13 protein-coding genes are annotated in these 13,146 nt (G+C 46.8%); 5 read left to right on the forward strand and 8 right to left on the reverse strand.

The features are described 5' to 3' along the window. Positions 1-37: 37 nt before the first annotated feature. Positions 38-553 carry a signal peptidase I gene (gene lepB, locus MHB78_RS17905; protein WP_046131309.1) on the reverse strand — a complete coding sequence of 172 codons (516 nt, stop codon included), beginning with the start codon at positions 551-553 and terminating at the stop codon, positions 38-40. 12 nt (positions 554-565) lie between these two features. Next, positions 566-1,177, reverse strand: a complete 612-nt coding sequence (locus MHB78_RS17910) for a TVP38/TMEM64 family protein (protein ID WP_046131310.1) — start codon at positions 1,175-1,177, stop codon at positions 566-568. Between the two features lie 231 nt (positions 1,178-1,408). Here MHB78_RS17910 and MHB78_RS17915 point away from each other — a divergent pair, with 231 nt between their 5' ends. Next, a complete protein-coding gene (locus MHB78_RS17915; protein ID WP_046131312.1) occupies positions 1,409-1,774 on the forward strand; it encodes a hypothetical protein in 366 nt (121 codons plus the stop codon). Here MHB78_RS17915 and MHB78_RS17920 read toward each other — a convergent pair. Beyond that, a complete protein-coding gene (locus MHB78_RS17920) occupies positions 1,768-2,349 on the reverse strand; it encodes a competence protein ComK (RefSeq protein WP_046131313.1) in 582 nt (193 codons plus the stop codon). The genes MHB78_RS17915 and MHB78_RS17920 overlap by 7 nt on opposite strands. Positions 2,350-2,619: 270 nt before the next feature. On the opposite strand from MHB78_RS17920, the gene MHB78_RS17925 reads away from it, so the two are divergent. Beyond that, positions 2,620-2,853 carry an IDEAL domain-containing protein gene (locus MHB78_RS17925; RefSeq protein WP_046131314.1) on the forward strand — a complete coding sequence of 78 codons (234 nt, stop codon included), beginning with the start codon at positions 2,620-2,622 and terminating at the stop codon, positions 2,851-2,853. Between the two features lie 102 nt (positions 2,854-2,955). On the opposite strand, the gene MHB78_RS17930 is transcribed toward MHB78_RS17925, so the two are convergent. Continuing rightward, a protein-coding gene (locus MHB78_RS17930; RefSeq protein ID WP_231947364.1) for an IS3 family transposase occupies positions 2,956-4,511 on the reverse strand; the annotation gives its coding sequence in 2 pieces (ribosomal slippage) (positions 2,956-3,854 and positions 3,854-4,511; 1,557 coding nt in all). Between the two features lie 81 nt (positions 4,512-4,592). After that, complete coding sequence (locus tag MHB78_RS17935) at positions 4,593-5,450, reverse strand: SDR family oxidoreductase (RefSeq protein ID WP_046128882.1); 858 nt, start codon at positions 5,448-5,450, stop codon at positions 4,593-4,595. Positions 5,451-5,585: 135 nt separating this feature from the next. Between MHB78_RS17935 and MHB78_RS17940 the strand changes: the two genes are divergently transcribed. From MHB78_RS17940 to MHB78_RS17950, 3 genes are all read left to right on the forward strand, one after another. Next, positions 5,586-7,115, forward strand: coding sequence for an FAD-dependent oxidoreductase (locus MHB78_RS17940; RefSeq protein WP_046128883.1), 1,530 nt, complete (start codon positions 5,586-5,588; stop codon positions 7,113-7,115). A gap of 104 nt (positions 7,116-7,219) precedes the next feature. Then, on the forward strand, positions 7,220-8,512 hold the full coding sequence (locus MHB78_RS17945) for a globin-coupled sensor protein (protein WP_046128884.1): 1,293 nt from the start codon (positions 7,220-7,222) through the stop codon (positions 8,510-8,512). A gap of 283 nt (positions 8,513-8,795) precedes the next feature. Then, positions 8,796-9,368: a histidine phosphatase family protein gene (locus MHB78_RS17950; protein WP_046128885.1), complete on the forward strand. Its 573-nt coding sequence runs from the start codon at positions 8,796-8,798 to the stop codon at positions 9,366-9,368. Positions 9,369-9,404: 36 nt separating this feature from the next. Here MHB78_RS17950 and MHB78_RS17955 read toward each other — a convergent pair whose 3' ends face one another. The 3 genes from MHB78_RS17955 to MHB78_RS17965 form a co-directional block, all read right to left on the reverse strand. Further along, the gene (locus MHB78_RS17955; protein ID WP_046128886.1) at positions 9,405-10,427 is read right to left on the reverse strand and encodes an iron chelate uptake ABC transporter family permease subunit; all 1,023 of its coding nucleotides are present in this window, start codon (positions 10,425-10,427) and stop codon (positions 9,405-9,407) included. After that, positions 10,424-11,422 (reverse strand): iron ABC transporter permease, encoded by a 999-nt coding sequence (locus MHB78_RS17960; protein ID WP_046128887.1) that lies wholly within the window; start codon positions 11,420-11,422, stop codon positions 10,424-10,426. The genes MHB78_RS17955 and MHB78_RS17960 overlap by 4 nt, the downstream gene beginning before the upstream one ends. Positions 11,423-11,557: 135 nt before the next feature. Further along, complete coding sequence (locus MHB78_RS17965; protein WP_046128888.1) at positions 11,558-12,520, reverse strand: ABC transporter substrate-binding protein; 963 nt, start codon at positions 12,518-12,520, stop codon at positions 11,558-11,560. Positions 12,521-13,146: the final 626 nt, after the last annotated feature.

The following is a 13,146-nucleotide window of genomic DNA, read 5'->3' on the forward strand; positions in this document are numbered from 1 at the left end:
CATGATCATGTCAGGCTTAAAGGTTTTTTTCCGGCCATTACTTTTTATCAATCCGTTCAGCGACGATGCCGACAATCTCCTTGTCTGAGACAAAACCGAAATGGCGGCTGTCATAGCTGTGAATCCGGTTGTCTCCAAGGACAAAATAATGGTTCTGGGGAACCCTTTTCTCTCCCGTTACCTCTTCCAGAGTAAAATCCCCGGTCAGATCGCCCCCTGCGGTAACCTCCTTTAAATCATCCAAATAAGGCTCTTTCACCGGTTTGTTATTAATGTACAGCTGGTCATCCACATATTTAAGCGTTTCGCCCGGAAGACCGATGACCCGCTTAATGAACACATCTTTCTCAGGTCCTTTAAACAGAAGGATGTCAAAGCGGTGGATCGTTTGAAAATGATGGGCAAAGCGGTTGATAAGAAGCGTGTTGCCCTCCTGATAGGTCGGATTCATGCTGACCCCTTCTACTTTATATTCGATGAAAACGGCGTTTTTCACCTGAATACCAAGGACGATTAACAGTGCCGCGGCGATGACCAAAAAGCGCTTTTTCACATTTATGTCCCCCTAGTCATTCTCTCTCTGGCTGAATTTCACGTTCAAGCGATGTTCGAGCCGCTTTCCGGCGTACCATAAAATCATAATGACGATGATGGCAGCAGCTGTTCGCAAAGGCTGCGTAAACAGCGCCTTCAGGTCATGGCCGATAAAGCTGACAATAAAAATCATCACAAACTTTCCGCAAAGCACCGCAAGCGAAAAAGGCACAGGGCTGATCCTTGAAAGCCCCGCCACAACATTTACCGCTGCCGAAGGCGTGAATGGAAAGCAAAGCAGCAGGAACAACGGGCCGAAGCCGCGCTTTTCCAGCCAGGTCATCAGCTTTTTCACCGACTGATGCCTCCGTATAAAACCAAGCGCCTTTTGCTGGCCGAAATGGCGGATAAACAGAAAGACCGCAATTGAGCCTGCTGAAGCGCCGATCCACGTCAAAATAAACCCCTCCCACAAGCCGAACGAATTCACATTTGCGACGATAAATACGATGAGGGGCAAAAACGGAAGAATCGCTTCTATGAACGGCAGCAAGATGGCGGCAAACGGACCAAAAGCCCGATAGCTTTGAAAAAATTGTGTTAGATTCTCTTCTGTAAAATAACTGAACAATTGCTCCAACATTTATTCTCCTCATACAGTTGTCTACTTCTATTCTACACGTTAAAGCCGAAACTTTAAATGATCGGGCTCCGGAGGTTTTTAAAGAAACGTCCGGCCGCGGATTCTTTATTAGTCTGAAACAACCGGCGCATTTTAGTCTTTTTTTCCCGTTCTTGAAAAAAGAAAGGACTTTCGTGTACAATAAAAACAGAACAAACGTTCCTAAACAGAAATGAAAAGAGGAGAAAAGCCATGACGAGAATTCCCTCCGATGTCAGGGACACGATTGAAAAGGCTATTTATCTTCCAATGACCATCAGCATCTTAAACAGGGATATCGCCATCGTTCAGCAGAGCCCGTTTAAGCTTAAAGATCCTTATCTGCGCCTGATCGAGCAGGCGCTGAAGCTGGCGCAGCGCGATTTACACGATGTAAAAAACGATTTGCGCAGACGGAAAGTCAAAATTCACGAAGTGTCCCGGGACGAAGCGTTTACGATGTATTGCTTCATTTACGAAGGATACGAGGAAGAGCACAATTACTTCAACCCCCGTATCCGCAACCAGGTCTCCGCTCTTTTGGAGCATTATTTATTCGCGGCAGAGCCCGGTCAATAGCGCTTTCTCAGCTCCCTGAGGATGAATTCATAGATCAGCTGGTTCCGATCCTCCTTCGGATACAGCATAAATTCCTGTTTTTTCGGCGCGGCGTTCCCTTCAATCCGGTCGAGAAATTTCGTTCTCAGCCATGCCGTGCGGTAAACCTGATTTTCGAAAGATGCTCTGGACACCGGCAGCTCCAGCGATTCACCGTTTACGAACGTAACGAATGTATTGTCATACTTAGCCGCACGGAATTCATGAACATGCGCATGGGAAAGCCACCCGCATTGAGGCCTTGTAGAGGAGAATGTGGGAAAAAGAAAAATATTGTTTGAATGATCCACCATGATCGGCGGCTTATGGGAAACTTTAATGACTTCGTACGTGCCGGCCTTTCTCCCCGCATAGCTTGAACCGAAATAGCGGCAGCTTCTCTCTATGATTTGAAAAGGTCTCATATTGACCCGAAATGTCCTGTCGGTTTCAAGCACTTTTGAGGCGGGCGTTTTTCCATCATCAAGAGGCAGAACTGCCATTGTCGAACTGTTTACTTCATAAGAATCTCTTGTCAAATCTTCAGTATTGCTCATCATGATCCTCCCAACCATTAGTCAATTTATACTATTAATCTAACATTATCCTACTAGAAACGACAGGATTTTTTCAATTAATTTGAAAATATGTTTTTAAAATGCCATTTTTATGTTTTAATCCGAAAAAATCAAGTTTTCCGTCCTAATCTATACCCTTTTCTTCTTATAAAGACGCTTTTTCGAATAATTATCTAAAAATTTTAAATACTTATTGATTTTTTTATTTGCAATCCATATACTATAAAAAAGGCATCAGGGGGAATCTTTATGAAAGAGAAAAAGTCGTACGCTGAGCTCATGAAGTCCCGCAATAACCAAAAGGTAAAAGAACTTGATGTAACCATCACGGACATCTACATTCAAATGGTCCTTGATGAGTCGTTGTTTAAACGGCGCTTGAACTTGCTGTATGAGAAAATTAATGAGGCATTGGACAAAGGAGATAAACAATCTTTCCTTGAGCTTTCAAGAGAATATACCGCGTTGAAATTGCACGCATAACAGCCAATCCCCAGGAAAGGATTGGCTTTTTTATACTCAAAAAGGCCAAGCGCTTACTGATCTGCACCCTGTCAAGTAGACAGTGGAAATAACTAAAACACACTAGACGGCTTTAGCCCTGTATTCCACTGGGCTGAGGCCGTTTAGTTTTTCTTGTAGACGATCGTGGTTGTAAAAGTGGATATATTCATCAATTGCGCTTTGAAGTGCCTCAAATGTCTCGTACGAATTCCGTCTGTATTTCTCGCATTTTAATTTCCCCCAAAACGACTCAATGGGGCCGTTATCAATACAGCGGCCGACGCGGGACATACTCTGTGTCATATTTGCGTTTTCAATCATCCTTCTAAACTGGTGGGACGTGTATTGAAAACCTCTGTCGCTGTGAAGGAGAGGACGTGCGTTTGGGGCTGCCTCAAGCGCTTGGTTCAAGGTTTTAAACACAAGGGCGTTATTATTGGATTTCCCCAGCACATAAGACACGACCATTCCCTCATGAAGATCTAAAATGGCACTGAGGTACGCTTTCCGATGGCCGTATTTTAGCTCTGTCACATCAGTCACCCATTTTTGATTTGGTTTGTCCGCTTTAAACTCTCGATTCAGGATATTTTCGGACACATGTTGAGGCGTCGCTTTGCCGTAACGTTTTTTCTTCCGCCGAATGACACACTCCAGCTTGGCAATTTTCATCAGCCGATAGATGCGCTTATGATTGAGGCGCTCTTTAAAGCGGCGGTTCATGTTTAAGGTCATTCTGCGGTATCCGTAGATACCGCCAATTTGTTCGTGAAGTAGCGCCATTTTGGCGATAATCTTTTCATTCTGTTTTTCTCTCGCTGAAGGTACTCGGCTCCTCCATTTGTAATACCCCTGGCGCGAAACTTCGGCAATCTCACATAACATTTGGACAGAAAAGCCTTCTTTTCGATTCAGCTCTAAAATGGCGAGATATCGATCTTCGTACCGAACCTGACTTAGAACCGCCTCCTTTTGATCTCTTCCAACTTTTTTAAGAACGCATTCTCTGCGCGCAAACGCTCATTTTCCTGTTCCAGCCGTTTGTTTTCCCGTTGAATTTTTTCTTCAGGTGTCAATTCTTCTTCGGTTTTGCGTTTCCCTCGGTTGTCTTTTAAGGCCTCTTCTCCGCCTTCTTGATACTTTTTCACCCATTGATACACCTGTTGGTAGGAGACTTGATGAATCTCCATTGATCTGGCGTAGTCCTTTCCATGAGCTAGACAATCCTTCGCAATCTCAATCCGTTCTTCCAATGAAACGTTCTTCCGTTTGGTCATCAAACGATTCCTTCCTCTCCCGCTGTCTTTTAACGTTTTATGACCATTATAAAGCTCAACCCACTTCATGAGTACGGATTTACTGGAAATCTTATATTTTCTCGAGATTTCTCTTTGAGAGTAGCGTCCGGATAAGAAGTCTTTCACGGCATTGTATTTTAATTCTGCGGGATAGAACTTATGGCGCTTTGAACGTTCCAAACTCTCCACACCCGCCATATCATGCGATGTTCTCCATTCACGAATCGTTTCGGCATGAATGCCATATTTTTCTGCGATCTCCTTCACCGAATTATTGCCCTGATCACATTCTGATAGAATATTCAATTTTTCTTCTTTTGAAAACCATTTTCCAGCCATGAAAAAACTCCCCCAAGGCAAACAGATTTTTTTATTTCATCTGTCTACCTTTAGGGGAGCATATCATACCGCCTGTCCTTTTTATCCGTTTATGATCGTTCCCCCGTTGACATGGAGCACCTGCCCGGTCATGTAAGAGGAATCGTCGCTCGCCAGAAACAAATAGCTCGGCGCTACTTCGACAGGCTGTCCCGGACGCCCCATCGGCGTCGTCGAGCCGAACACCTCGACTTCCCTTTCGGTAAACGTCGACGGGATCAGCGGCGTCCAAATCGGTCCCGGCGCCACGCCGTTGACGCGGATACCCTGATCAACGAGCGATAAAGCAAGCGATCGCGTAAACGACGTAATCGCTCCCTTCGTCGATGAATAATCGATCAGCCTTTCATTGCCGGCATACGCCGTAATCGACGTCGTATTAATAATCGAGCTGCCTTTTTTCATATGGGGCAGAACTGCTTTTGTTAAGTAAAACATCGAAAAAATGTTGGTTTGAAACATCCTGAGCAGCTGATGGCTCGTGATCTTTTCGATTCCTTTCTGCGGATGCTGTTCAGCTGCATTATTGACAAGGATATCAATCGTCGGAAATGCTTCATTCGCCCGGCGGATCGCCTCATTGCAAAACGCTTCATCCCCGATGTCTCCGGCGATCAGCATGCAGCTTACGCCTTCTTTTTCGACATAAGCCTTCGTTTCTTCCGCATCGCGGTGCTCATTCAAATAAACGATGACGACGTTTGCCCCCTCCTTCGCAAACAAAACGGACACCGCCCGGCCGATCCCGCTGTCTCCCCCTGTAATAATCGCTGTTTTCCCGGCCAGTTTTTTCGCCTTTTTCGGCCTGTCAAAAACGGGACGGGGGTTCATCACATACTCCAATCCGGGCTGCTGGTTCTGGTGCTGGGGAGGCAGTATTTTTTTCGGCTGTTTACTCAAAGTGATTTCCTCCTTCACATCAATTAAACCTTACTATTTTATGGATAAATCAAATTTTTATGACAAGCCGTTTCCCGCGCATGAATATTTCTACATTGGAAAATGTAAGAACAAAACACATTTGGAGGGAACATTGTGACACACCATGAGCAAAAACTGCCTGACTCGCCTGAATCGTATTGGAGAGACAGCACTGACCTTCCTTCATTTCAGGAGCTTACGGAGGATGTGAAGACGGATGTCGCGATCATCGGAGGCGGCATGACCGGGATTACGACGGCATACATGTTGACGCAAAAAGGATATCGCGTCGTTTTGATTGAAGCAGGACGCATTCTGAACGGAACGACGGGGCATACGACCGCAAAAATTACCGCCCAGCATGACTTGATTTATGATGAACTGATCAACCATATCGGAATGTCTAAAGCGCGGGCTTATTATGAAGCGAATCTCCAGGCTCTTTCATTCATCAGAAATCTCGTTCATGAACAAAACATCTCCTGCGATTTTCAAGAACAGGACGCCTGTATTTATACAACGGAAGAAAAATCGGTCCAAAAGATCAGAAAAGAGCATGAAGCCTATCAGAAGCTCGGGATTGAAAGGGAGTTCATCAAGGACCTTCCCGTCCCGATCGATATTAAAGCCGGCCTCATAATGAAAAATCAGGCGCAGTTTCATCCGCTCCATTACTTGAAACATCTTGCCGGCGCCGTTCAAAAAGCGGGCGGAAAACTGTTCGAAAACACGGCCGCCAAGGAAATCAAAGAAGGAGATCATCCGAAGGTGCTGACGACAAACGGGCATATGATCATCAGCGATTATGTGGTGTGCTGTACGCACTTTCCGTTTCATGATAAAAAAGGCTTTTACTTTGCAAGGCTTGAACCGAGCCGGTCTTACGTACTTGCCGTCAAGCCAAAAAACCCTTACCCGGGCGGCATGTATTTAAGCATTGACCAGCCTTCCCGGTCGCTGCGTTCGGTCACGATCGGCGGCGAAAACATGGTGATTGTCGGCGGGGAAAGCCATAAAACCGGCCAGGGAAAAGATACGATAGAGTATTACAGAGCCCTTAAGTCGTTCGCAGAAAGTGTACTCGGCATCGAAGACATCCTCTATCGCTGGTCGACGCAGGATTTAATCACCCTTGATAAAATCCCTTATATCGGACCGATTTATCCGAAAGAAAAAAGGATCCTTGTCGCGACCGGATTCCGAAAATGGGGCATGACGTCGAGCACGCTCGCCGCTCAAATCATGACCGACCATATTACAAACGAAAGCAATCCGTATAAGGAAATCTTCGACCCTTCCCGCTTTCATCCTGATCCGAGCATCAAAAAAGCGATTTCCTTTAATACAGACGTCGCCCGACACCTTGTTGAAGGAAAGCTTGAACAGCCGCTCCGCACCCCTGATGAGCTTGCCCCAGGAGAGGGATCGGTCGTTTCAATCGGAGGAAAACGGGCCGGGGCATACCGCGATGAAAACGGGCGGCTCCATACCGTCGATACGACATGCACCCATATGGGCTGCGAGGTCGAATGGAATGACGGAGAAAAGACATGGGACTGCCCATGCCACGGTTCGAGATTTTCAATCGACGGCGAAGTGGTGGAAGGTCCTGCGGTCGCACCGTTAAATGATCCCAAAAGCTAGCATCCCCCGCTAAAAAAAAGAAAAGAACAGCCGATAAAAAAGATAAATGCTGGAAAATTTTAAAATCCGGCATTTTTATTATCGTTTACAGGGGGATACGGATTGTGTTATTCAAAAAGGATAGAAAGACAGAACGCTCGCTATTGGCTGAAAGGGGCAATGACAAAACAAACAGAATCAGGCTTTCGGATCATCCAGAATTTCAAAAGCAGCTCGCCATGGTCGGTTTGACGAATGAAGACCTCTGGGTGTTGAGCAAGCTGAAGCCTTTGGTTTCAGAGCATATCGAGACCATCGTCGCCCGGTTTTATCAAAACCTTGAGCATGAAAGCTCGCTGATGGACATCATCCATGACAACAGTACGGTCGACCGCTTGAAAAAGACGCTCTCCATCCATATAAGCGAAATGTTTTCCGGAATCATCGATGAAGCGTTTTTAGAAAAAAGAATCCGGATCGCCCACGTTCATTTGAAGATCGGGCTTCTGCCAAAGTGGTACTTGTGCGGCTTTCAAGACCTTCTTCTATCATTCCTGGCATTATTTGAAAGCGCCTTAACCGCCGGTGAATACATGCGGGCCGTCAAAGCGGTCACGAAAATCCTCAACATTGAACAGCAGATCGTTTTGGAAGCCTATGAAGAAGAGCATGCTAGAATCCGTACGCTTGAAGAAGAGCGGAAAGCCGAACTTCACAGGCAAATCAAGGATACGTCAGGCTCGCTTGCCGCATTGTTTGCAGAAACGACGGGCGCTGTTCAGGAGCTGGTCGACAAATCGGCAGACATCACCAAAAGATCGAGAGCTGGAACGAAGACGGCGAGTTCTGTCGAAGAAAAATCAATCGGCGGCAAAAAGGAACTCGAGGAACAGGAACAGCAGCTGAACAAGATGGGAAGCAGCATGACCGAGATCGAGCAGGAAATTAAAAAGCTGGAAGAAATCGCAGGCCAAATCGAAAAGATTTTCGGCATCGTAACGGGCATCGCCGAGCAGACGAACCTGCTGTCGCTCAACGCTTCGATTGAATCGGCGAGGGCCGGGGAACACGGAAAAGGCTTCGCCGTTGTCGCCAATGAAGTCAGAAAGCTTTCCGACGATACGAAAAAAACCGTCTCAACGGTCTCAGAGCTTGTCGATAACACAAACGCGCAGATCGGAATCGTGACCAGACACATTACAGGGGTAAATCAGCTTGTGGTCAAAAGCAAAGAAAAAATGGCAGAGATCAATCATTTATTCGATGACATCGTCGGCAGCATGAAGCTCAGCAAAAATCAAAGCGGCAAGATCGAAGAGGATCTGAAATCCTTTTTAAGCGGCCTTCAAGAGGTAAACGGAGCGGTATCACAAGTCGCTGCTTCTGTCGATTCGCTTGTCGAACTGACAGAAAAATAAGCTTGAAACAATCCACAGATCACCCTTATCTGTGGATTTATTTGACACTGAACCGTAATCCTGGCACGGGTCCGTTTGCTGGAAAAATTGCGGCGTTCGCCCAAGAACTTGGGTTTTTTTATCATAAACTGAATCTAAAGAGGAACTTTGGCGATCAGGGAACATCTTGAGACCGCGGCTTGGGAATGCCGGCCAAATTAGTGAGTACCCGTTTTGAATTTTAGTATAATGGTTGTATCATATAAAAAACGTGCACTCGTGTTTGAAAAGGAGATCTTTTTTAATGACTGCGATTTGCTTAATCCGGCACGGAGAAACCGACTGGAACGCTTTAGGAAAACTTCAGGGAAGAACCGATATCCCTTTGAATGAAACCGGAAGAAGACAGGCAAAAAAAACCGGAGAATATTTAAAAAACACATCCTGGGACGTCATCATTTCCAGCCCGTTAAAAAGAGCCAGGGAAACGGCAGACATCATCAACCAGTACCTCGGGCTTGATATTGTCGAAATGGATGATTTCATCGAACGAAATTACGGGGATGCAGAGGGTATGCCGTTTGAGGAAAGAATGAAGCTGTACCCAGATAAAAATTATCCGAACCAGGAATCAAAAGAGGCGTTGACAGAACGGATGATGGCCGGCATTCAAAAGGTCAGCGGGCAATACCGGAATCGAAAAGTGCTGATCGTCGCCCACGGAGCGGCGATTCACGCGCTCTTGTCCAGGATTTCAAACGGGGACGTCAACCTTGACAACACGAAACTCGTCAACGCCTGCCTGAGCAATATCCATTTCCAGGAAGATAAATGGCATGTCCAAGACTATAACCTTTCAGAGCATCTATCCGATTAACACATGCGGACGGCAGATTCGGCTGCCGTCCGCATGTTACGTTTTGCTGCGCTTCGCTTCACGCCGCAGCAAATAAATAAAATAAGGGCCTCCGATCACGGCTGCAATCAAACCGGCCGGGACTTCAACGGGCGGGATCAGCCCTCTCCCCGCCGCATCTGCCAGAAGCAGGATAATGGCGCCGACCATTCCTGAGACGGGGATCAGGATGCGGGATTCAACGCCTGCCAGCCTTTTCGCAATATGCGGCGCCATCAGCCCGATAAAACCGATCGTCCCTACAGCGGTTACGGAAGCAGCCGTCAAAATGACAGCCGCGGCAAGCAGCAAAAACCGCGTCCTTTCAAGCCGGACGCCAACGCTTGTGGCAATCGCGTCCCCGGATTTGATGATATCAAGCGGCTTTGCCGCAAGCCACACGGGCGGAATGAGCAGACAGCACCAGATGAACAGAGAAAGCACATCAGTCCAGCTTCTTCCCCATAAGCTTCCGTTCAGCCAGATTAAAGCGCTGTTAACATTCGGACTTCCCCCTGAAATCAAAAGCTGAATCCCTGAATGGCAGAAAGCGTTGACGGCAATCCCGACTAGTGCCAGCCGCAACGGTGAGATGCCGTTTCGATAAGCCAACACATAAACAAAAACGGCCGCAACGATGCTCCCGGAAAAAGCAGCTCCCGTAAATAAGATGGAACAATGCTCTGAAAACAGCACAGTGACAATGACCGCGCCGAGCCCCGCTCCCCCCGTTATCCCGAGCGTGTCAGGGGCGGCGAGCGGATTTCTCATCAGCGACTGGGCGACAACACCCGCAACAGCGAGGGCGCTGCCTGCAAGCACGGCCAGGATGACCCGCGGCATTCTGAACTCCATCACCATAAACCGAATTCCCGGATCGCCCTGCCCCGCCAAAGATTTGATCACATCTCCGAGCGGAAACTTCTCATCGCCGATCATTAAATTGGCCGCTACCAAAAGCAGCAGGAAAACCGGAAGAATGACAAGTACGGCTGCCGGCTTTCTGCGTTGCCTTTTTGTTATGTCTGTTTTGCTGTTCATGATGCCGATCCCTCTTTTCGTCTCCGCGCCAAATAAATAAAAAAGGGCGTTCCGATGAATGCCGTGACGACGCCGACCGGCGTCTGATACGGATAATAAACAAAGCGTGAAGCAAGATCCGCCGCAAGAAGCAGCAACGCGCCACAGATCGCCGAATATGGAATAACCGTCCGATAATCAGCCCCCATCATATAGCGGATCATATGAGGAACCATCAAACCGATGAACCCGATCGGGCCTGCTGCCGCTACGGAAACCCCGGCAAGCGCGATGACGGTGACGGCGATCAGCATCCTACTGATCCACACTTTTTGCCCCAGCCCTTGAGATATGTCATCGCCCAGGCTAAGAACGGAGGCCGTTCTTCCTAAGGCAATCGCAATCAGCAATCCAAGAAAGCTGACAGGAATCAAAAACCCAAGCTTTTCCCACGAACTCCCTGCTAATGACCCCGAAAGCCAAAACAAAATCGTCTCCGTCGACTCCTCATGAAAAATGAGGAGCATCTGCGTAACGGACGCAAGGATCGCCTGAATGACGACACCGACTAACGCAAAGCTGATATCCCGCTGATTTTCGCTGAAAACAGAAGCGATCGCATAAACGGTAACGGCGGCAACGGCTCCTCCTATAAACGCCGTCCCCATCGTCATCATCGGGACGGCGGCAGCCGGAAACACGACCGTCAAAAAAACGACAGCCGCCGAGGCCCCGGCATTAATGCCAAAAATGCTTGGTGACGCGAGGGAATTTCTCGTAACCGCCTGCATGAGCGCGCTCGCAGCTCCAAGGTTCGCGCCGATCAAAGCAGCTTCCAAAGCGCGCGGGATCCGAATGGATAAAATGATAGAATCCAATTTTGAATCGCCGTATGAAAAGATGGCCGACCATATATCAGAAAGCGCAATATTGGCAGAACCGACCGAAACGGAAAGCGTAAAACATACGAATAAAAGAATAATGAGAGCGATGCGGGTCAAAAGCACCTTTTTCATGAAAACAGATCACCTTCCTCGTAAAAAACAAGCGCATGCTTTGTTGAAAAAGCATGCACAGAAACCGCATTAAAAACAGCCGGTCATGTATCGATAGGCACCGGGGTCGGCGCCTAACATCCTAACATCAAAAATTCATTTCAGAATATCATTTTCGATTTGATCGATCACGGCATTTGCTCCGTCAATGCTGCGGCGAAGCGACCATGCGAACCTGTCGACTTTATACACTTTGTGATGCTTGACGGCGCTCAGCTTGTTCCAAAGCGGATCATTTTCAAGCGGCCGTTTTCCGTTTTGATCAACTTTATCCTTTTCTCCCGACATTAAAATGATGACGTCCGGGTCTTTCTCGAGAAGCTGTTCGACGGTCATTTTAATGTTGACGGACTCGCCGTTTTCAGCATTGCTTTTTTTGCTGTCGCCTACCGCGTATGTATAGCCGATATATGTCAACAGCTGGGAGGTGAAGAAGTTTTGGTCACGGACTGTGACAGCTTCATTCGTATTGCCGAGCAGAAGAACGCTTTGTTTTTTGTCAGAGAGCTTCTCTTTCAGCTGTCCCAGCTTTTTTTTATGTTCGGTGATTTTTTTCTCCATTTCGCTTTCCTTTCCCACCGCTTTTGCAATCGTAAGGGAAGCATCAATCGTATCCTGGTAGTCGGCATTTAAATTTTTCAGAGCAATCGTCGGCGCGATTTTCGACAGCTTGTCATATACACCGCTGTGTCTGCTTGAATCCGCGATAATCAGATCGGGCTTTAATGCCGCGATTTTTTCAAAGCTTGGCTGCGCCCGTGTCCCAACTGATGTATAGCCTTTGATTTCTTTTCTTACTTGTTCATTTATAAACTTCGGCTTTCCGTCATCTGCGACGCCGACCGGTTTCACGCCTGCATCCAACAGGGCGTCGATAAATCCGAGCTCAAGGACGACAACCTTTTTCGGATGTTTGGGCACTTTCGTTTCGCCCAGATCGTGTTTAACCGTTACGGTATCCCGGCCGGAATTTGAAGCGCTCCCTCCCGAACCTGAGCAGGCAGACAAAACAGTGATGAGAAAGACAAAAGATAGAATCGTAAAATATCTAAGCTTCATATGTATCTCCTTTTTTCTTTATGTAGACTGAAATTATTATAGCAACAGAACAGCATAATGACAATGATAATCATTATCACTATGAAGAAAAAGAAAACAAACTCCTCTTTCCTAGCCGGGAGAAAGTCAAATGACCGTTATGATGATCATCGCCGTACCCGCCACATTGAAAGGAACATGCAGCCAGCTTAGGACAGCTTGTTTTTTCGGCGAGAGGAATGAAAGGCTTCCTATGTAAAAGCAAACGCGAGAGCCGTACCGAACAAAACGACAAACACAATGGCCGCCCAACCCCACGTTGCAGAGCTTCCCGAGATACCCCATAAAGGCGCACCGATCAGCACCATGAACATTCCTTTAGTAAGCCTGCATATTTGCATTTAATATTTTCACAAAATGAGAGGATGCATGACGCCTTGCAGCTATTGGGGATCACGACCTTTTTCACACGATCGGCCGGTATAAAAAATCGGCTAGTTTCATTCTTAAGACCTTTAGATTTGTTCTAAAATAGGAAAAGAAGCTCGAAAAATCAAATATATTTTTTCAAAAAAATAGGTCTACCATATATTTCATTTTTTCTATATAATAAATTAACAGAATAATTGGAATAGAAGATATTATCA

Source organism: Bacillus sp. FSL K6-0138 (assembly GCF_037982765.1).
In the GTDB taxonomy this organism is placed as follows: domain Bacteria; phylum Bacillota; class Bacilli; order Bacillales; family Bacillaceae; genus Bacillus; species Bacillus glycinifermentans.

Coding starts and splice junctions, on each gene's coding strand:
- MHB78_RS17920 (WP_046131313.1), bottom strand. CDS start 2,349: ATGAGCAATACTGAAGATTTGACAAGAGATTCTTATGAAGTAAACAGT.
- MHB78_RS17915 (WP_046131312.1), top strand. CDS start 1,409: ATGACGAGAATTCCCTCCGATGTCAGGGACACGATTGAAAAGGCTATT.
- MHB78_RS17960 (WP_046128887.1), bottom strand. CDS start 11,422: ATGAAAAAGGTGCTTTTGACCCGCATCGCTCTCATTATTCTTTTATTC.
- MHB78_RS17925 (WP_046131314.1), top strand. CDS start 2,620: ATGAAAGAGAAAAAGTCGTACGCTGAGCTCATGAAGTCCCGCAATAAC.
- MHB78_RS17950 (WP_046128885.1), top strand. CDS start 8,796: ATGACTGCGATTTGCTTAATCCGGCACGGAGAAACCGACTGGAACGCT.
- MHB78_RS17955 (WP_046128886.1), bottom strand. CDS start 10,427: ATGAACAGCAAAACAGACATAACAAAAAGGCAACGCAGAAAGCCGGCA.
- MHB78_RS17910 (WP_046131310.1), bottom strand. CDS start 1,177: ATGTTGGAGCAATTGTTCAGTTATTTTACAGAAGAGAATCTAACACAA.
- MHB78_RS17965 (WP_046128888.1), bottom strand. CDS start 12,520: ATGAAGCTTAGATATTTTACGATTCTATCTTTTGTCTTTCTCATCACT.